The organism is Dyella jejuensis (assembly GCF_044904675.1).
GTDB classification, from domain to species: domain Bacteria; phylum Pseudomonadota; class Gammaproteobacteria; order Xanthomonadales; family Rhodanobacteraceae; genus Dyella_B; species Dyella_B jejuensis.
Map to the genome: position 1 here is coordinate 90,218 of NZ_JADIKJ010000009.1, position 21,205 is coordinate 111,422.

Genomic DNA, 21,205 nt, shown 5'->3' on the forward strand with positions numbered 1-21,205 from the left:
GTTATTTCTTCCCGCTATCTGGTTTCAGGGCATCCAAGAGTTCGAGCGTGTATTTCATCTGCTGGTCGATCAGCTGATAGCGATTGAACTGCACGACATAACGCTCATAAACACGATGGTATTGAGCTTGCAGCGTGGTCTCGCGCTTGCTCAAAAGATCCTGAACTTTCTTGGCCGAGTCTTCCCGGCTCTTGATTTGTCCGTTGGCGCTCGATAGCCAACCATCGAGGTAATCGCCGAACTTGCCGGTCAAGCCGGCCTTGCCATCGCCGAACAGCTTGTCGAGCCCGGCGGGGTCCGCGCTCAACGCGCCCTTGAATTTGTCGGCATCGAGCGAAAGCTTGCCGTCGCGATCGGCAGTGATGCCGAAGTCGAGCAGGCGCGTGCCATCCACGGATTGGCGCAGGATGTCGTTCATGCGCTGCTGCAAGGCACGCACGCCGGCGTCGCCCGCCATCGGGCCGGCCGAACCGGGCGTACCGTTGCCGGCATAGGCAAGTTCGTCGATGATTTTCTTCAGCGCGTTGTACGCCTCGATGAAAGACTGCAGGTTCTCTTCGGTGGATGCGCCATCGCGATTGACGGTAAGCAGCAATGCCGCATCGCCAGGGCGCATGGCGGTATTGAAGGTGACGCTGACACCCTGGATCCCGGTGAAGGTATTGGAGCTTTGCTCGATGCGCGTGCCGCCTTCGCCGCCGAGATAAAACACCGCATTCTGCGCGGCGATCATTTCGTTGGCGCCATCCAGCGCATTGCGCAAGCCATCGTTGCCGATCCCGCTGGTATTGAGCGTGATCTCACCATCTTTGCCGGACTGGCCGGCAGTAAGTACCAATTGCTGTTCGCCGCCCACGGTGACGACTGAAGCACTGACCGCGCCGCGGTTGCCGGAAGCCTCATTGATCATGCGCGCCATCTCGGCTGGCGAGACATTGCCGTTGGCATCGGCCTTGGCCGCACTGAGATCGACGTCGAAGCTGGAGCCGTCGCCAAGCTCGATGGTCAGCGTGCCGGCCTCGTCGACCGGTGTTGCCGGAATACCGGCCACCGACAACTGATGCGCGGTGGCCAGCTGTTCCACGAAGAAGGCATAACTCCCGGCCTGCGCGCTCGCGCCAACCGATACGCTGCCCATCGCCGGATTCGACAACAGACCCTGATAGCTGATCACGCTGCCCATCGAGGACAGTTTGGTAAGCGCGGTCTGGAACGAAGACAACGCGCCGCGCAGCTTGCCCAGTGCCTCGGCGGCGCGGGTAGCATCCTTCTTTTGCGCATCAAGCCGGTCGAAGGCGTTCTTCATGAACAATTCGGTGAAATACAGCGCGTTTTCCGTGGGGGTATTGGGATCGACGATCATGGCTGGGCTTCGCTGGATAAGTGAACGCGGGAGTGGGAGTGATTACGGCACCAGGCCTGGACGGCGAGCTGGTCCTGTTGTTTCTGTTCGTGCCGATGCCGCTGGCGTTCCAGCACCTGGCGCTTGCCTTGCAGCGCGCGTTCCAGGCACTCATGCTTGAGCGCGGCCTGGGTCAGTGCTTGCCGGCTGGCTTCGATCGTCGCGTCGTGACGCGCCAGATCCTGGCGATGCGCAGCAATCAAGTCGCACAGCGATGACTTGTAGTGCGCGCTGTTGCTCGCCAAGGCCGGGCAGCCGCTGTCGCCGGCCGCCGTCGTGTCGAGCAGGTGTTCCATGCGCTCGAGGTTGTCCTGGTAGCGCATGCGCAGCGCCTGGCGATTGGCCAGTTCGCCGGTCAACCGATCCACATCGTGCGCGCGCAATTGGACCAGGCGCGCGAGACTGTCGACAGTGCGTTGCATGCTCATGCCAGCAACGCCTCCATCTGCGCGATCGCGTCAGCAAGCGGCGCGGCTTCGTGCATGCCTTGTTGCAAGTACGCCGCCATGCGCGGGTGCAAGCTGACGGCACGATCGGTGTGCGGATCGGCGCCCGCTACGTAACCGCCAAGCGGAATCAGGTCGCGTACTTGCGCATGGCGATTGAGCAGCTCGCGCAATTCGCGCACGGCCTGCTGATGCGCGCCGGACGTCACCAGCGTCATGCAGCGGCTGACCGAGCGCGCTACATCGATCGCCGGATAATGGCCCTGCGCGGCGAGATCGCGCGACAGCATGATGTGCCCGTCAAGGATTGCGCGCGCGGTGTCCACGACCGGGTCTTGTTCATCGTCGCCTTCGGCCAGCACGGTGTAGATCGCGCTCATGCTGCCTGCGCCTTCACCGTTGCCGGCGCTTTCCACCAGTTGCGGCAACAGGCCGAATACCGATGGCGGGTAACCGCGCGTCGCGGGCGGCTCGCCCAGCGCCAGCGCCATTTCGCGTTGCGCCATCGCATAGCGCGTCAGCGAATCGACCAGCAACAGCACGTTGCCGCCGGCATCGCGATAATGCGCGGCGATGGCATGGCACAGTTCGGTTGCCATCAGGCGCATCAACGGCGATTCGTCCGCCGGCGCCACCACCACCACTGCCTTCTTCAAACCTTCCGGGCCCAGCGAGTGCTCGATGAACTCGCGCACTTCGCGTCCGCGTTCGCCGATCAGGCCGACCACCACCACGTCGGCTTCGGTCTGGCGGGTGATCATGCCGAGCAGCACGCTCTTGCCCACGCCGCTGCCCGCAAACAAACCCACGCGCTGTCCACGACCGAGCGTCAGCATGCCGTTGATCGCGCGGACGCCTACATCCAGCACGCCACGCACCGGCTGCTTCTTCATCGGATTGACGCGCGGCGGGCGCAGCGAAAGCGGTTGCTCGCCAAGCAGCGGCCCAAGACCGTCGATCGGCTCGCCGAGCCCGTCGATGATGCGGCCGCGCCAGGCCGGACCGATCGTCAGGCGGCGCTCGCCGCTGTCTGCCACCACGCGGGCGCCGGCGACCAGGCCGGCCTGCTTGCGAAAGGGCATGAGATACGACACGTTGTTGCGGAAACCCACCACGCGGGCGTCCAGCCATTCGCCGGAGGTTGTTTCGATGCGTGCGTGCTGTCCGGTCTCGAAGGCGTAACCGGTGGCTTCCAGCAGGATGCCCGATACGCCGCTGAGCCTTCCTACTTCACGAGCGACCGGAACGTCGTCGAGCTTAAGCCGGCTCAGTGAACGGATCATGCATCCTCCTGCACGGGGTCGGTGTGCAACACGCCATGGATCTGTTCCATGCAAATGGCGAGGCGCTGCGCACAGCCCACGTCCAGCTCGCGCTGGCCGGCGCTGATGCGGCATTCGCCTGGCGCCAATTTCGGATCGGGCGCCAGGCCATAGCGCTTGGCGCGCCTCGGCGCGGCTTTCAGCACCCGCTGGTATTCGTCCGGATGCAGGCGCACCTCGATGGTCTCGACCGGTCTGGGCAGGTCCGCCAGGGCTTCATCGACAAAGGCGAGCAGTTGTTCCGGATGCGTTTCGAGTTCAAGGCGCACAACCTGCCTGGCGACCTGCTCGACCAATGCCGCGATCTGTTCGCGTGCGGCAACCCGATCGTCGCGCTGCCATTGCGCAAAACCGGCCACGAGGGCATCGAGCGGTTCACTCAAGGCCTCCAGCGCCGCCTGCGCATCGCGCGCGGCGCTTTCGCTACCGCTGCGGACACCCTCGGCATAGCCAGCGGCACGGCCTTCGTCGTAGCCGGCCTGCCGGTGCTCTTCCAGCATGTCGTCCCTCAGCGCCAGCTCGGCGACGGCCACCTCGACCGGCGCGTCCTCGCCAGCGAGCACGCGCGTCAGAGATGGAAAAGCATGCCGGCGATAGGACGTCATCACACGACGTCCTCGGCCACCAGCTGCAGCGTGATCTCGCCTTCGCCGGCAAGCTCGCGCAGTTGGTCCATGATGTCGCGGCGCGCCTCTTCGACGCGGCTGAGCGGCATGGCCGGAGTCCGGCGCAACATTTCTTCGAACGACTGCACCTGGCGCTGCGGCATCGAGCGCATCAATGTCTCCTGCACCTTCGGATCGGCACCCTTCAACGCGATGCCCCACTGTTCGAACGGCACTTCTTGCAGGATCGCGGCGACAGTTGCCTCGCTCTGGTAGGCCAGGATGCCGAATTCATAGATATGGCTTTCGACTTCGGATACCACGTCCGGATCGTGCGCACGCAGCAGTTCCACGACTTGCGCGCGGTCGCCCGGCATGCGGTTGATGATGTCGGCGACCTGGCGCACCCCTTCCACCGCGGTACTTTGCGTGCCGAGATTTTCGATGCAGGCGTCGACCACGGCTTCCACGTCGCGCAGCAGTTCGTGATCGATTTCCTTCAAGCGTGCGATTTGCAGCAACACCAGGTCGCAGCTTTCCGCCGGCAGCGCATGGATCACCTGGCTGGCCTGTTCGGGCGGCAATAGCGCCAGGAACATCGCCTGCATGCGCACGTGTTCGCGCGCCAGGCGGTCGGCCAGCCATTGCGGTTGCGCCCACTGCAAACGCGCCATCTTCGGACCGATCACATCGCCGTAGATATGGTTGAGTACGTTGTTGGCAATCACACTGCCCAGCGCCAGGTCCAGCGAACGCTGCAGGAACTGGCGCGAAGCGCCGCGCACGCTGCTTTGCTCCTGGAAAGCGTCGAAGAAGGTCTGCAAGGTGTCTTGCACCGCATCGACCTTCACACCGTTCATGCGCGCCATCACCAGCGTCACGTCGAGCAGTTCTTCGCGCGACAGGCAGCGCAATACGGCTGAAGCGGCTTCCTCGCCCATGCTCAAGAGGGTAATGGCGGCGCGTTCGACCGAACTCAGTTCCACGCCCGCTTCACCGGCGAACGCATGGCCGAGGCTGTTGCTATGGGAGTTATCCATGTTTGCGGATCCACGGTTTGATGACATCGGCGACGCGCTCTGGCGCCTGCGAAGCGAGCACCTTCAAATGCTCGACCAATACGTCGGCGCTGGAGCCGATCGGCGGCAACGGAATTTCGTCTTCGTCGAGCGGCGAAGGCGCGGGCGTGGCTGGCGCAGTCGATTCGGCCGCCCTGGCCTCGGCCACGACAGGTGCCGATGACGTCGGCACTGACGGATTCTGGTTGGCAACCCACTGGCGCAGGATCTTGATCAGCGGCCGCAGCACCAGCAGGAAGAGCAGCAGCGCGAGCACGCCGTAGCCAGCATAGCCACCCATGGTCAGCAGGTTCTCGGGCTGCTTCCACCATGGCAGCACGGCCTCGGTCTTGGGCACATGGAAATCAAGCGCGGAAACGGTGAGCTGGTCTTCGCGTGCGTCATCCATGCCGATGCCGCTCTGCAGAATGTTTTCGATGCGGCCCAATTGTTCGGGCGTCCACGCCTTGCCATCCGGCGAGGCGCTGTTGTTCAGCACCACCGCCACGCTCACGCGCTTCACGCGCGATGGGCTGCGTTTGATCTGCACCACGTTGCGGTCATACACGTATTGGCGGGTGATGGCGTTTTTCTGCGAGCGCGGCATGGCCTTTTCGCTGGCGGCCGGCGCATTGCCCGCCGACGCCGGACGATTGGACAAGGAACCGGGCACGCCCAGCGCCGCCTGGCCGTGATCCTGTTCATCGCGCGTCGCCTCGTTGGTGATCAGCGGTTTGTCACCGTATTGTTCGTGCATTTCCTCGATGCGGTCGTTATCCGTTTCCACCATCACGCTGGCTTTGAAGTTGCCTTCGCCCAGGCTCTGGGTGAGCAGGTCGCGGATGTTGCGCAAGGTTTCCTCGCGCACGCGCGCACCGATTTCGCTGTCGGCCACGCTGGGATCGTTCGGATCGATGGTGGAGGACAGATAGTTGCCGGCCTGGTCGATCACCGCGACCCGCGCAGGATCCAGGTTGGCCACGCTGCCGGATACCATGCCGACGATCGCGGCGATCTGCTCCTTGCTCAGCTTGCGGCCCGGCTTGAGCGTGAGCACCACCGACGCCGAACTCTTGTCGCCGTCGCTCAGAATGAATGACGACGACTTGGCGATCGACAGGTGTACGCGCGCCGTTTCGACCGGATCGAGGCTCATGACGCTCTTGATCAATTCGCCTTCCAGGCCGCGACGGAACCGCACGTCCTGCACGAACTGGCTGACACCGAGCGGGTCGCTCTTGTCGACTTGCTCCAGGCCATCCGGCAATTTGGCCACCACGCCCTTGGCGGCGAGCAGCATGCGCGCCCGGCCGAGCTTGGATTCGGGCACCAGTACCTGGCCGCTTTGCGGATGGATGCGATAAGGAATGCGCTCGGCATCGAGCACCGTCATGGTGTCGGCCGCGGCAACGTCCTCGCGCGCGCCGAACAATGGCTTGTAGCTGGCATCGCTGCGCCACAGGAACATCATCGCCAGCGCCGTCAGGCCGATCGCCAGCACTACGATCGGCAACAGTTTCATCAGCGTGGCCGACGCCGGAAGCCGGATGCCGGTAGCAAACCCGGCGGCCTTGGTTTTAAGTTTCGCGAACATGGCTCAGGCCGCCGCTCAGACTTGCATCTTGATGATGTCGTCGAACGCGGCCATCAGCTTGTTGCGCACCTGCATCATCATGGAGAACGACAAGTTCGCTTCCTGGCTGGAAAGCATGGCGCCGATCAGGTCGTCACTCTGTCCGGTCTCGACCGCGGCAACCTTCTGGTTGGCGGCGTGCTGCTGGCCGTCGACATGCGAAATGGCGAGCTTCATGGCCTGCGCGAAACCGGTGCCAGCCTGGGCACCTGCGCCGCCGTCGCCAGCCGCGGCAATGCCAGGCGACAGGCCTGGACGTAAAACAGACATGGCTTCGAGCATCGGACTGGACAGTTCGATCTTCATGACGAATCCCGGAGAGGAGTTTTGGAGGGGGAACGGGGCGCATTGTCCCGGCCGGGGCACGAGGGCGTAAGCAATCTCAAACGAATATCAATGCCGCCCGTGTTGCGGGCACGGACAGGCCATTCGGTCCGACGACCCGATCGTTTGTCCGGATAGTGTGCGCATGAGAGTGGAGAACTTGCGGCGCTGCGCCGACTAATTACCTATCGTCGGAGCTACGGTGGCGATTCAACGCAAGTACGCTCAAACAAAAAGCCAATGCTGATCAATGCCTGGCCAACCTTCCCTGCCTTATCAGTTTTTCAACGATATTTGAAAAGCCGCATGGAGCAGCATTTGGCGTTGATCAGCAGCCCTAGATGTTCTTTCTGGGAATAGCCACATGCACGCGAAGCCCGTGCCCGAGCGGCGAATCGAGCAATTCCACGCTGGCGTGATGCAGCTTGGCGGCGCGCTGCACGATCGACAGCCCCAGGCCATAGCCCTCGCCCTGAGTGCCTCGTTCGCGGTGAAAGCGGGTAAATACGGCTTCGCGTCGTTCGGGCGGGATGCCTTCGCCATCGTCGATCGCATCGATGTGCGTGAAAGCTTCTTCCTGCGTGATAGTTACCTGGACCCGGCCGCCGCCGGGTACGTGGCGCAAGGCGTTTTCGATCAGGTTGCGCAGCAATGCACCCAAAGCCGCTTCATGTCCGTTTACGAAAATGGCTTGGCTGGAAAAGCCGACGCTCATATCGACCTTGCTTTGCGCAATCACCGGAGCGAGTTCTTCGATGATATTGCCAGCGATCATCACCAGATCGACTTGCCGTAAATCGTTTTTGGCGGAATCGATACGCGCCAGCGCCAGCAACTGCTCGGTGCGGCGGGCCAGGTATACCAGGCTGTCGCGTGCGCCGCATATGGCCTTGCGTGCATCACCGGAGTCGAGGGTGGCCTCGGCGTTGTCTATGTTGACCATGGCTGACCCGATAGGCGTGCGCAGTTCGTGCGCCACATCGGCACTGAAGCGGCGCTCGCGCTCCAGGGCGTCTTCCAGGGTTTTGAGTTGCGCGTTGAGCGCTTCGATCACTGGCTGCAATTCCAGTGGCGGATTGTCCAATTGCACCGGCTCGCGGCTTCCCGGTTCACGCCGACTGAGCAGCTCGGCCAATTTCCGCAGCGGGCTCAGGCCGCGCTTGATCGCCCAGAACACCAGCAGCGCGAGCAACGGCAGCACGAACAGCACCGGCACGGCATGCTCGATCCACAGCGCTCTGATGATGTCGCGCCGGCTGTCGTTGCGCTCGCCGGTGCGGATAATAAGATGGTCCGCGTCGGCAGGCTGGGTAAACAAACGCCAGCGATGGCGGCCTTCCCGCACGTCGGCATAACCGGCCTCGCCGCTGCGTGGTGGCGGCAGGGAGGCCAGGTTCACCGTCGACAACAGGATGTGCCCCTTTTGGTCGTAAACCTGATAGCCGACTTCGGCCTGATAAGTGCGTATGTCCGAGGCCTCGGACGAAGGCACCAGAATGCTTTGTGGATACAGGCCCTTGAGCGATGCGCCACCGCCGTGTTCGATCAGCACCTGCAGCGTGCGCGCCGACTGCGCCATACGGCCGTCGGCCAATTCCTGCAGCTCGCGGTAGCTCTTGAGGAAGCTGAAGCCGCCGAGCCCCAACAGCACCACCGCCAGCACGCCCAGCACCAGACGGAGCAGGCGCCCGGAGATGCTGGTGGTTCGGCTCACGCGATGTCTCGCGGAATCATGTAGCCAAAGCCGCGCACGGTGCGGATGGTGTCAAAGCCGAGCTTGCGCCGCAGCCCGTGCACCAGCACTTCCAGCGCACCGTCGCCCACTTCGCGATCCAGTCCGTACAAGGCGTTTTTCAGGTGTTCGCGGCGCACCAGACGACCGGCACGCTCCATCAATGCCTGCAACAGGGTGAATTCGCGCTTGGTCAGTTCGACCGGGTTATCGCGATAAGAAACGCTCATGTCACCTAAATCAAGCTTCAAGGCGCCCACTTCGATACGGTTGTCCGCAAGGCCATGCGTGCGCCGGGCCAGGGAGCGGATGCGCGCGGCCAGTTCGTCGACGTGGAAGGGCTTGATCAGGTAATCGTCCGCGCCCGCGTCGAGTCCGCTGATGCGGGCCGGCAAGGCATCCCGCGCGCTCATCACCAGTACGGGAGTGCGAATGTTCAGGCGGCGCGCTTCGCGCAATACGTCCAGGCCATCTTTACCGGGCAGGCCGAGGTCGAGCAAGATCAGGTCGGCGGCCTCCTCGCGCATGGCTTCCAGTGCGGTGCGTCCGTCGCGCAGCCAGGTCACCGCGTAGCCCAGGCGCTGCAACGCGCTTTCTATGGCAGCGCCGAGCTGTAGATCGTCTTCGACTAACGTAATGTGCACGACGCACTCCGTGACAGGCGGCCGTCGTGACGACGAGCCGCGCAGAGAGCTTTCTACGCATTTTTGCTTAGCGAAGGCTTATCGCCGTGCGCCATTGTCTACTGCGGTTCACGATGCGTCCAGCCGATCAGCATGGGCATCGCCACCAATACCAGCGGACATTGCAAGAGCAGGCCGGCGACGATCACGATCGCCAGCGGCTGCTGGAACCCTGCACTGCGGCTGAGCGCCAAGGCCAGCGGCAAGAGCGCGAAGATCGCCGCCAAAGTAGTCATGGCAATGGGCCGCAGCCGGTTGCGGCTGGCTTGCCGCAGGGCCGTGGCAGTGGGCAGCGCCTGCTCCAGGCGGACGTATTCCGACACGAGAAAAATGGCCATTTCGGTGCCGATGCCGATGATCATGGTCAGGCCCATCATCGCGGTGATATTGAGGTCGACACCGCTCAGCCATAGCGCCACGAAAGCCGCACTGGTCGAAAAGAGCGAGCAGCCCAGCACCACGATCGCCAGCGATATACGTCCGTAAAGCAACAGCAACAACGCGAATTCGGCCGCCAGGGCCATGGCGAATACGCGCGCCAGGCCGGCAAAAGCGATCTGCTGTTGCTGGTAAAGACCGCCCAGTTCGTAACGGGTGCCTGCATCCAGCAGGCCGGGCTTGCGCAATATTTTTTGCACATCGGCCATCGCGGCACCGATGCCGCGGCCCTCGATGCGCGCGGTCACGGCAATCATCGGTTGCAGGTTTTCTCGCGATTGCTGTGGTTGCCCATTGACCGGCGTGAGCGTCGCTACCCGGCCGAGCGGAAACACATGCCCATCGGGCGCGCCGATCGGCAGGGCGGCAACATCGGGAATGCGCCAATGCAATGCGTCGGGCATGCGCACACGCACGCCGATACTGTGCAGCACGCCAGGCAATTGCGTGGCAACGGTGCCGGTCAGTGCTGTATTGATGGCCTGTGTAATGGCCGCCACCGTGGTACCTTCGGCGGCAGCCTTGTCCGCATCCACGCGGATATCCAGGGCGCTGCCTGCCAGTTGCAGGCCATCGGCGATATCGACCACGCCATCGATACCGTGCAACGCCTTGGCGACGCGCCGGGCTTGCGCCGGCAGGCTGTCGGGATCGGCCGCATACAGCTTGACTTCGATCGGCTGCGGTACCGCGGTGAGATCGCCGATGAGGTCTTCCATCTGTTGCGCCAGATCTACTTGTATCGCAGGTACTTCGCTAGCAATGCGGCTACGCACTGCCTCCATCACGTCCTGGGTGCTGCGTTGGTGATCGCGTTTCAGGCGCACGAACATATCGCCGTGATACGACTGGCCCAGATCGCCACCCAGGCCCGTGCCTAGCCGGCGCGAGAAGGTCTCTACTTCCGGCTGCTGACGCAAGATCGCCTCGATTTCGGCGGCTTGGCGGTCGGTTTCCGGCAACGAAGTGCCGGGCCGGGTGTAGTAGTCGAGCACGAAGCCGCCTTCGTCCACATCGGGCATGAAGCCCGTGGTCACCCGGCTGTAACCCACATAGCCGGCTACGACCAGGGCGGCCAGCAAGGCCAGCATGATCACTGGTCGTCGATGGAGGTGGTCGTATATCCAGGCATGCGCGCGATGCAGCACTCCTTCGTCGCTTTGCGGCCTGGCTTGCAGGCGGCGAAAGTCGATCAGGCGCGCAGCCAGCACCGGCACCACCCAGGCGGTGATCAGCCAGGAGACGAACAAAGCGCACGCCATGGTCAGCGACAGCGCCTTGGAAAAGGCTCCGGTTACGCCGCCGAGCAGTCCCAGCGGCAGGAATACGATCAGCGTGGCCGCGCTGGAACCACTTAACGGCAACAGGAATTCGCGCGACGCTTCGTATGCACCAACATGCTTCGTGGCGCGATCAGCCATGTGCTCGACCATCACGATGACATCGTCGATCACCAGTCCCACCGCCGCAGCGATACCGCCAAGCGTCATCACGTTGAAACTCATGCCGAGCAGATTCAACAACAATGCGGTAATGGCCAGGATCAACGGTACCGTCAACATCGCCACCAGCGTAATGCGCAAGCTGCGCAGGAATACCAGCAACACCAATGCGGACAAGCCCGTGCCGATCCACACCGCGTCGAATACGCTACTGGCCGACGCCACGACCAGATCACTCTGGTCATACCAACGGGTCAGCTGCGTGCCGACCGGAAGTGCCAGCGTGCTCAGCCGCTGGCGCACTTGCGTGGCAATATCCAGCGCATTGCCATCGGGCTGCTGGAAGATGTTCAACAGCACGGCCGGTTTGCCGTCTTCGCTGGTCTGCATCCACTGCGGCGCGATACCGGGATGTACGTCGGCTATATCGCTTATACGCAACCATCCGGCGCTACTGCTTTTGATGACGACTTGGCCGATGGCACGGGCTTTTTGCGGCAGCGCATGATCGGCCAGCACCAGGTACAAACTATTGCGATCCTGCACACGTCCGACCGCCTGCAACTGATTGGCATTGTCGATCGCATTGACCACGTCATTGAGCGTCAGGCCATAAGCAGCCAGCCGACGCGGATCAGCATCCACGTCGATTTCGGCGACGCCGCCGCCTTGCACAGACACCTGCGCCAAGCCGGGAATCGAGGCCAGCAGCGGCACGATCTGGTTGATCGCCAGGTCGCGCAGGGCCACCGAGGAAAGATGGGACGATTGCAAAGCGTAAGCGGCGATCGGGAATACGGTCGGGTCCATGCGCCTGACGTCGTAGCTGGTGCCAGCGGGCAGTGTCGGCAAGATGCGCGCGATCGCGGCGTCGAGCAGCAAGGTCGACGCGATCATGTCGTGGCCCCAGCCAAAATCCACCGAGATCTGCGCCGAGCCGCGCGTGGTGTCGGAGCGCACGTTGATCACACCGGGCACGCTGCGCACGGCTTCTTCCACCGGCCTGGTCAGCCATTGCACGGTTTGATCGGCCGGGCGGTCGCCGGCATCCAGGTCCACCACGACACGCGGAAAGGAAACCTGCGGAAACAGACCAACCGGCATGACCGAGGCGGCATAAAGCCCGGCCAGGCCAAGCAGGCACGCACACAACACTATGACGCGCGCATAGCGCGCGGAAGCGGACGTCGTTTTCATGGCGTGACGTTCTTATCCACGCGCACCGCCATGCCGTCATCGAGCTGATCGGCGCCGACGACCACCAATGGACGCGAGCCGTCGATAGCTCCGCTGACCACGCTCGTATGGTCCGACTCGCCCACCAGCGTGACCGGCACCCGCACCGCGCGCAGGCCATCCAGCTGGAATAGAACATGCTGGTCGTCGCCCAGCACGGCGTCGCGCGGCACCAGCCAGCCATGCCAGGAACCGGCCACGATATCTCCGCGCAAGGCCTCTCCCGCAAGCAGTGTTCCCTGCGCAGACACGATCACGTCGAGTTGATGGGTATGCGGGTCAAGCACCTGGCCCACCGAAAGCACCGTGCCTTGCCAGCTTTGAGCGCCTTCGATGCTCTGCAGGGTGACGCTATCGCCATCGTGCACCACGTTTTGGTCGGAGCGTTCCAGGCCAAGTTGCGCGACCAGTCCATCTTTTTTAATCAGAGTCAGCAAAGCGACCCCAGGCGCAAGCACTTCGCCATGCGTGGCGTCGATACTCTGCACCACGCCATCGCAAGGCGCGTATAGCGTCAGGGAAGCGCTATCGCCTTGTTCCTTGCGCAGCGCGGCCAGCGTCGTTTCCGCGTCGCCCAGCGATTTGTCGGCCTGATCAAGCTGATCGCGCGTGGCCAGTTGCTGGGACAGCAAGGCAGCGAGATGTGCACGGGCAGACGTGGCGGCACGCACCGCACTCAGCGCTTGCTGGTAAGCACTCAGCGCCGACGGCGCCAGATCGAAGCGAAGCAGCGCCTGTCTTTGGTGCACGGCCGCGCCTGGCGCTACCAGCCATCGACCGACGCGCCCCATTGCCTGCACGCTGAGCGTCACGCTGGCATCGTTGGCCGCTACCGCCGACCCATAAGCGCTGACGATATGCGGCAGGTCGCCTTGGCGAATAAGTTTCGCACGCACGCTGGCGGTCGGCGCCGCCTCCGGCGTGTCATCGGATCGACAGGCGGCCAACAGCGTAACCAGGCCGGCCATCAGAAGCTTGAAAGCGAGACGTGTCATGGCGCAGTTACCGCGGTCGGCAGAGCATCGGGCATGCCGCTTCCCAACAGCGTTTGCAAGGCGATCTGTCGTTCCATCTGCGCCTGTTCCAAAGCGAGCAGACGGCCACGCACGCCAAAGGCTTCATGCGATAAATCAGCATAGGTATGCAAATCGATATCCTTTTCGCGCCACGCAAGCTCGTTGTGCTGCGTGCCGCGATCCCGGCTTAACGCCACGGCAAGTTGCTGGTATTGCTCGCTGCCTAGCTGATATTGCGCGGTCAGGGCAGCGATCGCGTCATGGGCTTGGGCAAGGCGATTGCCGTACTCCAGCCACAGTTGATCGCGCGTGGCGACAGCCGCGGCGATGCCATGCTGATTGCGGTCGAACAAGGGCAATTGAAACGATATGGCAGGCCCCGCGTTGTAAACCCGGCTGTTGTCGCTCGCCGTGGCATAGCCCAGGGACAGGCCCGGAAATTGCGCCAGAATTTGCGCGCGCACATTGGCCTCCTGCGCACGGTAGCCCAGTTGCAATGCAATCAGATCCGGCCGGCGTTGCGCCACCGTGGCGGCTTCCTGTTGAACGTCACCGGCATTCCATGCCGGCAGTACCAAGGTCGACGGTAGCGGCAGCGCGGCATCAGGCCGCAAGCCCAGCAGCGCGCAAAGCTGTTGCTGCAGATCCAGCAGATGTTGGGCCAGGTCTTCCGTCGTCGCCTCCGCGTCGGCGGTTACCGCCAGTTCGGGGCCACTGGTGGCGCGATCGAGCAAGCCCTGATCGATCGCCCGCTGAATCCGCGCACGCCGTTGCTCGAGTAGCGCCGTATCCGCCAACTGGGCCTGATATAAGCGCCGGCCTTCCACCAGATCAACCATCAGCAGCTGTGCTTTGGCTACGATTTGCCATTCCTGCCACAGCAATTGCGCATCGATGGCCTGGAAATTGGCTTCATAGGCGGCGCGGCGGGGCTTGAGGGTAATCAGCGCAGTCACGTCTTCGGTCAGTGACGCTGCCCATGCGGTGGCGTCGCCCGGGCCGGAAAGCAAATAACCCAAGCTGCCGCTGAAGGCCGGATCAGGCAGCAGTCCGGCCTGCAGCATTTGCGCATGCGCTATCTGATGCTGGGCACGGAGCGTGCGCAGATCAGGATTATTCAACAGCACCAGCTTCTCCAGGGTCGGCAGATCCCATGGCTGCTGGCTTGCAGATGCCCCGATCAACTGTGCCGCATTGGCCACGGTGCTCGATTGCCGCGGCAGCGGCTTGGGCGCATAGCTCGCGCATCCGGCAAGCACTGCGGCAATAAGCAGCAACAAGCTGCCTGGAAGCTGGCACAAGTGTTTCATTTCAATCGGTCGAGAAGGATTGGGAAAAGCTTAATTGGCTAAGCTTAGGAATGGATTTGCAGGCTCCGGAGCGATTGCCGCGGACCATCTGCGCCACGACGGTACGGATGCGGCCGCCCGCCGGCTTAAGGTGTTGCTAAGGGTGTGCTCGCAAACTGCAACGGCCATCCTGGAAGGAAACTCCCGTGTCCAAACCCAATTACCTGGCCTTGTTGCTGCTGGCCGTGACCGGCATTGTTCCGGTGGCGGCCGCTCCCATCGGCGTGGTCTGGCGTCTGCCTTTGCAAGGACCGGTCAGCTGGGATTACCTCACTTTCGATCAGGCGCATCGCCGGCTCTTCGTCAGCCGCGGCGTGCGAGTCGATATCATCGACGTGGATCACAAGACCAAGGTCGGCCAAATCGATGGCACCGCCGGCGCGCATGGCATCACCCTGGCTCCTGCATTGCATCGCGGTTACGTCAGCGATGGTTTGATCAACGCCGTAACGGTATTTGACCTGAATACATTCAAGGTGATTGCCACCATTACTGGCTTGGGCGAAAAGCCCGATGCGATCGTGTATGACTCCGCATCGAAGCATGTACTGACCTTCAATGGCAAAGGCCATTCGTTCAGCGTGATCGATCCGGCACGCAATGTCTTGATCCAGACGGTACCGCTGCCAGGCAAGCCGGAATTCGCCCAGGCCGACGGTAACGGACACGTGTATGCGAATCTGGAAGATCGCTCGTCATTGGTCGAGATCGACAGCCGGGCCGACCGCGTGTTGCACGTATGGCCGTTACCGGGATGTGACTCGCCCAGCGGCCTGGCCCTGGACCGGACACGGCATCGCCTGTTTTCGGTATGCGATAACGAGCATATGGCGGTGACGAATGCGCTCGACGGTTCGCACGTGGCGACCGTGGACATAGGCAAGGGGCCGGATGCGGTGGTCTACGATCCCAGCAGGCAGATGGTCTATAGCTCCAATGGCCAGAGCGGCAATATCACCGCGATACGCCAGCACGATGCCGATCACTACGAAGTCAGCGCCTCCATTCCCAGCCAGTTGAGTGCACGCACGCTTGCGCTCGATAGCCAGCATCAGCAGCTTTATCTGTCGGCCGCGACGATCGATGCGAACAAACATGGTGAAGGACGCTCTTTCTTGCCGGACAGCTTTACGCTTATTGCGGTGGGAATTGCAGCGCGTCCGTGAGTGTTGAGGACGCGATGGGTAATCCCCCCACAAAAGGCCAAGCCTTGGGATGGCTGGGTGAATGCAGTGGAGTACTTGTACCGGCGCGGCGCTATCGATGTCGAACAGGTAGCGCGCGCGCAACGCCTGGCCAATATTGGGCACTTGGTTGCGCATACCGATATGCACATGGGCAACCTATCGTTCCTTCTGTCCAACGACTTCAAGCCGTTGCTGTCCGTCGCACCCGCCTATGACATGGCGCCCATGCGCTGGGTCCCGTCATCCACCACTGGGGTTGTTCCAGAGCTGGTGAAGGAGGCCACGCCTCGAGTGAACGATCGCGAGGCTTTGGACATCGCACGCGAGGTATGGGAGGTGGTAGCGAATCTCGACGAAGTCACGCCTCAGTGGGCTGAGTGGGCAAAGGACCGCGCACGCCGAAGGAGGATTTGGATGACGCACCATTGCCCACCACGGTGCCATCGCCCGGTTGATTGCCACCATGATGACCCTGGTGCTGGAGCTGCGGTACGGGTGGTGACCGGTGCATCCGAAGTTGCTGATGCTGGTGGTGCTCACCGGTACCCATCCAACGCCAGCCCCCATGACCGAAGCCGCCTGGACGGCAGCAGACCAGGCAGTACCGTCCCGTGGTGCCATTGACCAATATGCTAGCTAAGGCGCTTGGACTACTACGTCAACTGGCGCGGCAGGTGGATCGACAGCATCAAGAAGACGTGGGCGCGCGTTCGAACTGGAGCGGCTGCCGCATGGTTTGCGCCAAAGATGTTGCGTCATACGGTTGCCGCAGAGCTGCGGCGCCGCGGCGTGCCGTCCTGGGAGGTTTCCGGGCAGATCGGCCATAAGCGCGCTGGCACGTCGGAGATTTACGCCAGGTTCGACCCGGACTATTTAAGCAAGGCTGCGCGGGCGCTGGATGCAGGAGATCGCCGTACTGGTGCCCAAGCTTTCCGGGGTCACGGCGGGGTCAGTCCTGAAAACTGATGAGCCTGACAGCATCTCGAAAATCGTTGATGCGTAAGGCTTAGAAAGTGGTGGGCGGTACAAGGATCGAACTTGTGACCCCTTCCATGTCAAGGAAGTGCTCTACCGCTGAGCTAACCGCCCGAGGCTCGCCGGCGGACCGTGCGAGCCGCATAGTCTAGCGGAACCGGAAACCTATCGCAAAGCCTGTTCCCGCAGCTGGTGGATCTGGTCGCGCAGGCGGGCGGCCTCCTCGAACTCCAGGTTTTCCGCGTGCTTGCGCATCTCGGCTTCCAGCCGCTTGAGCATGGTCGAGGCCTGATCGGCGTTCAGGGCGGCGTAGTTGGCGGCCGGTTCGGCGACCGCCGTGGCGCCACGGCCGCGCGACTTGCCGCGGCCGCGTCCCGGCACTTCGCTGCGCGCGCCTTCCATGATGTCCGAGATCCGGCGCACCACCGACTTGGGGGTAATGCCGTGCGCGACGTTCCAGGCTTCCTGCTTTTCGCGGCGGCGGGCGGTCTCGTCCATCGCCGCTTTCATCGAGCGGGTGATGTTGTCGCCATACAGGATGGCCTTGCCACGCAGGTTGCGCGCGGCGCGGCCGATGGTCTGGATCAGCGAGCCGGTGGAGCGCAGGAAACCCTCCTTGTCGGCATCGAGGATCGCCACCAGCGAAACCTCGGGCATGTCCAGGCCCTCGCGCAGCAGGTTGATGCCTACCAGCACGTCGAATTCGCCCAGGCGCAGGTCGCGGATGATTTCCACGCGCTCGACGGTTTCGATATCCGAGTGCAGGTAGCGCACTTTTATATCGTGCTCGCTCAAGTACTCGGTGAGGTTTTCCGCCATGCGCTTGGTCAGCGTGGTGACCAGCACCCGATCGCCCAGCGCAATGCGTTTCCTGGCTTCGCCCAGCAGGTCGTCGACCTGGGTGCGCACGGGGCGCACTTCCACTTCCGGATCGATCAGGCCGGTAGGACGCACCACCAGTTCGACCACCGCGTCGCCGGACTTCTCCAGTTCGTACTTGCTCGGCGTGGCGGAGACGAAGACGGTGCGCGGCACGCGGCGCTCGAATTCCTCGAAACGCAGCGGACGGTTGTCCATCGCCGAGGGCAGGCGGAAGCCGAACTCGACCAGGGTTTCCTTGCGCGATCGATCGCCTTTGTACATCGCGCCAAGCTGCGGCACGGTGACATGCGATTCGTCCACCACAAGCAGCGCATCCGCCGGCAGGTAATCGAACAGCGTCGGCGGCGGCTCGCCCGGCGCGCGGCGTGTGAGATGCCGGGAGTAGTTCTCGATGCCCTGGCAGTAACCGACCTCGGCCATCATCTCGATGTCGAAGCGCGTGCGCTGGTCCAGCCGCTGCGCTTCCACCAGGCGGTTTTCCTTGTAGAGATATTCGAGCCGATCCTTGAGTTCTTCCTTGATCGTGTCGATCGCGTTCAACACGCTTTCGCGCGTACTGGCGTAATGCGTGCGCGGATACACGGTATAGCGCGGCACTTTGCGCAGGGTTTCGCCGGTAAGCGGATCGAACAGCGACAGATTTTCCACTTCGCCGTCGAACAGCTCGATGCGCAAGGCTTCGGTTTCCGATTCGGCCGGGAACACATCGATCACTTCGCCTCGCACGCGGTACGTACCGCGGCGCAGTTCCATCTCGTTGCGCGTGTATTGCAGCTCGGTGAGCTGGCGGATCAGGGCACGCTGATCGATGCGTTCGCCGCGCGCCAGGATCAGGCGCAGCGAAAGATAATCCTCCGGATCGCCCAGGCCATAGATTGCCGATACGGTGGCGACGATCAGCGAATCCTTGCGCGAGAGCAGCGCCTTGGTCGCGGCCAGCCGCATTTGCTCGATGTGATCGTTGATCGAGGCGTCTTTCTCGATATAGGTATCGGACGCGACGACATAGGCTTCCGGCTGGTAGTAGTCGTAGTAGCTGACGAAATATTCCACTGCGTTATGCGGGAAGAATTCCTTGAACTCCCCATACAGCTGCGCAGCCAGTGTTTTGTTCGGCGCCAGCACGATGGTCGGACGCTGCACCTGCGCGACCATGTTGGCGATGGTGAAGGTCTTGCCCGAACCGGTCACGCCAAGCAGCGTCTGCGCCGCCACCCCGGCCTCGAAGCCCTCGACCAGGCGCCGGATGGCTTCGGGCTGGTCGCCGGAGGGTCGGTAGTCGGAGACGAGTTCGAAACGGTCGCGATCAGTCATGGAGGTGATGTGCGGGCGCGGGCAGGCATTTTAAATGTTGCATGCTGACAAGGCCTGTCAGCAGGGCCTGACCGGGTGGCGCGCCCTGCAACGGGTGGACATGCCGGGAGCGCGGCCTAGCATGGCTGGCATGAATCATTGGAACCCCGATAACTGCGCCTTTCCATCTGAGGAAGAGACTGGCCTGCCTACGATGCGCGGGCATGCCGCGCCGCCTTCCGGATCCGGCGCCCGGCAGCATCACGGCAACGTCCAGCCGCCACGGGGATTCGGATGGATCGAGCAGATGGTAGCGCTGGCGGTATTGGCGGTACTCACTGCGGTGGCCGTACCCACCTTTCATCGCATGCTGGAAGGCCATCAATTGCGTAGCGCGCAAGCCGATTACATCGTGGCCTTGCAACACGCGCGCAGCCTCGCCGTGAACGAGCAGGCACGCATGATCTTCTGCCCGAGCCACGATTTTCTACACTGCAGCAGCGATGGCGCATGGAACGCTGGATGGCTGGTCGGGCGGGCGGATTCCAACCATCCGGGCCAAGTCATGGGAACGCCCCGCTACAGCGGCGATGCTCATCGAGCGGGATTGACGATAGCGGGCACGGGCACGAATTATGTCTGGTTCAATCCCGATGGAAGCGCCAGCAGCACGTTCAAAAGCCTGTTTTTCTGCATGCGCGACGAACCCGGGCGGGTGCTGGTGATACGGATCGCACGACTGGGCCGCGTCAAGCGCGACTTGCCCAACCGCGACGATACGTTCACGTGCCCGGCAAGCGATTGATCAAAGCAATACCGGCCGATCCGGCAATTCATCCGGCCGCGCCTTGCCATGGCTGGGAAAGTGCTTCGCCAGCAGGGCATGCACCTGCGTGATGCCATGCAGCGCCCCTGCGCGCCATTGACCGGCTGCGAAATTGTCCTGCATGGCCGCGCAGATAGCCGTCCATTCCTCGGCCTTGACACGCTGCGCGATGCCGCGGTCCGCCACGATTTCGATATGGTGCTCGCTCATCAGCACATAGATCAGCACGCCGCAATTGTGCTCGGTATCCCACACGCCCAACTGGCCGAATACCTGCCGTGCGCGCGTGCTGGCGTCCAATCCGGCCAGCACCGCCAGCGGCGAGAGGCGCGACTCAAGCGCAAAGCGGACCTCGCCCAAGTGAGTGGGTTCGCCGTCGGCAATGGCCGCGGTCATATCGTCGAGCAGTGCCGGCGGAAAACGCCGGGGCAACTGGAACCAGCCGTCGCACAGATTGGCGAGCAGTCGTTGGATGCTTGTCATCACCAGCTCCCCGAGGCACCGCCGCCGCCAAAGCTGCCACCGCCGCCGCTGAAACCGCCGCCCCCGCCGCCGCCAAACCCACCACCCCCGCCCCAGCCGCCCCATCCGCCGCCGCCGATGGAACGGCCCGCGCCGGCCGGAAGCAGCATGAACAGGCCACCCAGCACGCCACCCAGAATGCCGATGCCCACCGACGCCAGCAGCCATAACAGGCCACCGACCACCAGGCCGCCGAGCGGCGCGCGCACGAAGGCCGGCGCGCGTCCGAACATGCCGCGCAGGAAGAGCAGCGCGACGATGGCGAAGAAGAACAACCCGTGCAGATCCGGCCGGCCGCGCTGCTCCACCTCATTGCCGCGCACCGGCGGCGGCAATGGCTCGCCGTTGATCAGCAAGGTCAATGCGCCTACCGCGTCACCGATCCCGCCGGCGTAATCGTTGTTGCGGAACTTAGGCGCGATGTATTCACGAATGATGCGTGCGCACGCCGCATCCGGAATGGCGCCCTCCAGGCCATAACCCACCTCGATACGTACCTGCCGGTCGTTCTTGGCGATAAACAGCAGTACTCCATCATCCACGCCTTTGCGACCGAGCTTGTTCGCTTCGGCCACACGCAGCGAGTAGTCGTCGACGTCGTCGGGCTGGGTGGTGCCCACCATCAGCACCACCAGTTGCGCACCCTTCTGCTTTTCCAGCTGGGTCAGCTGCGCGTCGAGCTGGTCGAGCTGCTGCGCGTTCAGTGTGCCGGTGAGATCGGTGACATGGCGCGTGAGCGTGGGCACGGCCGGAAGATCGTCGGCATGCGACGGCCACGGCGACCACAGCGCTATCGCCAGCAGCATCCACAGGCGCAGCCAGCGCCGCATCATG

The 21,205-nt window shown here is 63.0% G+C and carries 18 protein-coding genes and 1 tRNA gene; 3 read left to right on the forward strand and 16 right to left on the reverse strand.

Annotated features, from left to right (window positions below):
• Position 1: 1 nt before the first annotated feature.
• From fliD to ISP15_RS09315, 12 genes are all read right to left on the reverse strand, one after another.
• Positions 2-1,363, reverse strand: a complete 1,362-nt coding sequence (gene fliD, locus ISP15_RS09260) for a flagellar filament capping protein FliD (protein ID WP_404546978.1) — start codon at positions 1,361-1,363, stop codon at positions 2-4.
• The gene (locus tag ISP15_RS09265) at positions 1,360-1,830 is read right to left on the reverse strand and encodes a flagellar FliJ family protein (protein WP_404546979.1); all 471 of its coding nucleotides are present in this window, start codon (positions 1,828-1,830) and stop codon (positions 1,360-1,362) included. Before ISP15_RS09265 ends, fliD begins: the two co-directional genes overlap by 4 nt.
• Entirely contained in the window at positions 1,827-3,131 is a 1,305-nt protein-coding gene (locus ISP15_RS09270) for a FliI/YscN family ATPase (RefSeq protein ID WP_404546980.1), read from the reverse strand. Before ISP15_RS09270 ends, ISP15_RS09265 begins: the two co-directional genes overlap by 4 nt.
• The gene (locus ISP15_RS09275) at positions 3,128-3,775 is read right to left on the reverse strand and encodes a FliH/SctL family protein (RefSeq protein ID WP_404546981.1); all 648 of its coding nucleotides are present in this window, start codon (positions 3,773-3,775) and stop codon (positions 3,128-3,130) included. The genes ISP15_RS09270 and ISP15_RS09275 overlap by 4 nt, the downstream gene beginning before the upstream one ends.
• On the reverse strand, positions 3,775-4,815 hold the full coding sequence (locus ISP15_RS09280) for a FliG C-terminal domain-containing protein (protein ID WP_404546982.1): 1,041 nt from the start codon (positions 4,813-4,815) through the stop codon (positions 3,775-3,777). Before ISP15_RS09280 ends, ISP15_RS09275 begins: the two co-directional genes overlap by 1 nt.
• Entirely contained in the window at positions 4,808-6,427 is a 1,620-nt protein-coding gene (fliF, locus tag ISP15_RS09285; protein WP_404546983.1) for a flagellar basal-body MS-ring/collar protein FliF, read from the reverse strand. The genes ISP15_RS09280 and fliF overlap by 8 nt, the downstream gene beginning before the upstream one ends.
• Positions 6,428-6,442: 15 nt before the next feature.
• Positions 6,443-6,772 carry a flagellar hook-basal body complex protein FliE gene (gene fliE / locus ISP15_RS09290; protein ID WP_404546984.1) on the reverse strand — a complete coding sequence of 110 codons (330 nt, stop codon included), beginning with the start codon at positions 6,770-6,772 and terminating at the stop codon, positions 6,443-6,445.
• A gap of 355 nt (positions 6,773-7,127) precedes the next feature.
• A complete protein-coding gene (locus ISP15_RS09295) occupies positions 7,128-8,504 on the reverse strand; it encodes a sensor histidine kinase (RefSeq protein WP_404546985.1) in 1,377 nt (458 codons plus the stop codon).
• Complete coding sequence (locus ISP15_RS09300) at positions 8,501-9,166, reverse strand: response regulator (protein WP_404546986.1); 666 nt, start codon at positions 9,164-9,166, stop codon at positions 8,501-8,503. The genes ISP15_RS09295 and ISP15_RS09300 overlap by 4 nt, the downstream gene beginning before the upstream one ends.
• 98 nt (positions 9,167-9,264) lie before the next feature.
• A complete protein-coding gene (locus ISP15_RS09305) occupies positions 9,265-12,282 on the reverse strand; it encodes an efflux RND transporter permease subunit (RefSeq protein WP_404546987.1) in 3,018 nt (1,005 codons plus the stop codon).
• The gene (locus ISP15_RS09310) at positions 12,279-13,316 is read right to left on the reverse strand and encodes an efflux RND transporter periplasmic adaptor subunit (protein ID WP_404546988.1); all 1,038 of its coding nucleotides are present in this window, start codon (positions 13,314-13,316) and stop codon (positions 12,279-12,281) included. Before ISP15_RS09310 ends, ISP15_RS09305 begins: the two co-directional genes overlap by 4 nt.
• The gene (locus ISP15_RS09315) at positions 13,313-14,647 is read right to left on the reverse strand and encodes a TolC family protein (protein WP_404546989.1); all 1,335 of its coding nucleotides are present in this window, start codon (positions 14,645-14,647) and stop codon (positions 13,313-13,315) included. Before ISP15_RS09315 ends, ISP15_RS09310 begins: the two co-directional genes overlap by 4 nt.
• A gap of 185 nt (positions 14,648-14,832) precedes the next feature.
• Between ISP15_RS09315 and ISP15_RS09320 the strand changes: the two genes are divergently transcribed.
• Positions 14,833-15,852: a YncE family protein gene (locus ISP15_RS09320; protein WP_404546990.1), complete on the forward strand. Its 1,020-nt coding sequence runs from the start codon at positions 14,833-14,835 to the stop codon at positions 15,850-15,852.
• A 666-nt stretch (positions 15,853-16,518) separates the two neighbouring features.
• Entirely contained in the window at positions 16,519-16,839 is a 321-nt protein-coding gene (locus tag ISP15_RS09325; RefSeq protein WP_404546991.1) for a hypothetical protein, read from the forward strand.
• 48 nt (positions 16,840-16,887) lie between these two features.
• Here ISP15_RS09325 and ISP15_RS09330 read toward each other — a convergent pair.
• Together ISP15_RS09330 and uvrB are read right to left on the reverse strand one after the other, a co-directional pair.
• Positions 16,888-16,962, reverse strand: a tRNA-Val gene (locus tag ISP15_RS09330).
• Between the two features lie 51 nt (positions 16,963-17,013).
• Positions 17,014-19,044, reverse strand: a complete 2,031-nt coding sequence (uvrB, locus tag ISP15_RS09335) for an excinuclease ABC subunit UvrB (RefSeq protein ID WP_404546992.1) — start codon at positions 19,042-19,044, stop codon at positions 17,014-17,016.
• 130 nt (positions 19,045-19,174) lie between these two features.
• Here uvrB and ISP15_RS09340 point away from each other — a divergent pair, with 130 nt between their 5' ends.
• Positions 19,175-19,828, forward strand: coding sequence for a GspH/FimT family pseudopilin (locus tag ISP15_RS09340; protein WP_404546993.1), 654 nt, complete (start codon positions 19,175-19,177; stop codon positions 19,826-19,828).
• On the opposite strand, the gene ISP15_RS09345 is transcribed toward ISP15_RS09340, so the two are convergent.
• A complete protein-coding gene (locus ISP15_RS09345) occupies positions 19,829-20,332 on the reverse strand; it encodes a TPM domain-containing protein (protein WP_404546994.1) in 504 nt (167 codons plus the stop codon). It abuts the gene before it with no gap.
• Entirely contained in the window at positions 20,332-21,204 is an 873-nt protein-coding gene (locus ISP15_RS09350; RefSeq protein WP_404546995.1) for a TPM domain-containing protein, read from the reverse strand. The genes ISP15_RS09345 and ISP15_RS09350 overlap by 1 nt, the downstream gene beginning before the upstream one ends.
• Position 21,205: the final 1 nt, after the last annotated feature.

Coding starts and splice junctions, on each gene's coding strand:
- ISP15_RS09280 (WP_404546982.1), bottom strand. CDS start 4,815: ATGGATAACTCCCATAGCAACAGCCTCGGCCATGCGTTCGCCGGTGAA.
- ISP15_RS09315 (WP_404546989.1), bottom strand. CDS start 14,647: ATGAAACACTTGTGCCAGCTTCCAGGCAGCTTGTTGCTGCTTATTGCC.
- ISP15_RS09265 (WP_404546979.1), bottom strand. CDS start 1,830: ATGAGCATGCAACGCACTGTCGACAGTCTCGCGCGCCTGGTCCAATTG.
- ISP15_RS09275 (WP_404546981.1), bottom strand. CDS start 3,775: ATGACGTCCTATCGCCGGCATGCTTTTCCATCTCTGACGCGCGTGCTC.
- ISP15_RS09310 (WP_404546988.1), bottom strand. CDS start 13,316: ATGACACGTCTCGCTTTCAAGCTTCTGATGGCCGGCCTGGTTACGCTG.
- uvrB (WP_404546992.1), bottom strand. CDS start 19,044: ATGACTGATCGCGACCGTTTCGAACTCGTCTCCGACTACCGACCCTCC.
- ISP15_RS09350 (WP_404546995.1), bottom strand. CDS start 21,204: ATGATGCGGCGCTGGCTGCGCCTGTGGATGCTGCTGGCGATAGCGCTG.
- fliE (WP_404546984.1), bottom strand. CDS start 6,772: ATGAAGATCGAACTGTCCAGTCCGATGCTCGAAGCCATGTCTGTTTTA.
- ISP15_RS09340 (WP_404546993.1), top strand. CDS start 19,175: ATGAATCATTGGAACCCCGATAACTGCGCCTTTCCATCTGAGGAAGAG.
- fliF (WP_404546983.1), bottom strand. CDS start 6,427: ATGTTCGCGAAACTTAAAACCAAGGCCGCCGGGTTTGCTACCGGCATC.
- ISP15_RS09345 (WP_404546994.1), bottom strand. CDS start 20,332: ATGACAAGCATCCAACGACTGCTCGCCAATCTGTGCGACGGCTGGTTC.
- ISP15_RS09305 (WP_404546987.1), bottom strand. CDS start 12,282: ATGAAAACGACGTCCGCTTCCGCGCGCTATGCGCGCGTCATAGTGTTG.
- fliD (WP_404546978.1), bottom strand. CDS start 1,363: ATGATCGTCGATCCCAATACCCCCACGGAAAACGCGCTGTATTTCACC.
- ISP15_RS09270 (WP_404546980.1), bottom strand. CDS start 3,131: ATGATCCGTTCACTGAGCCGGCTTAAGCTCGACGACGTTCCGGTCGCT.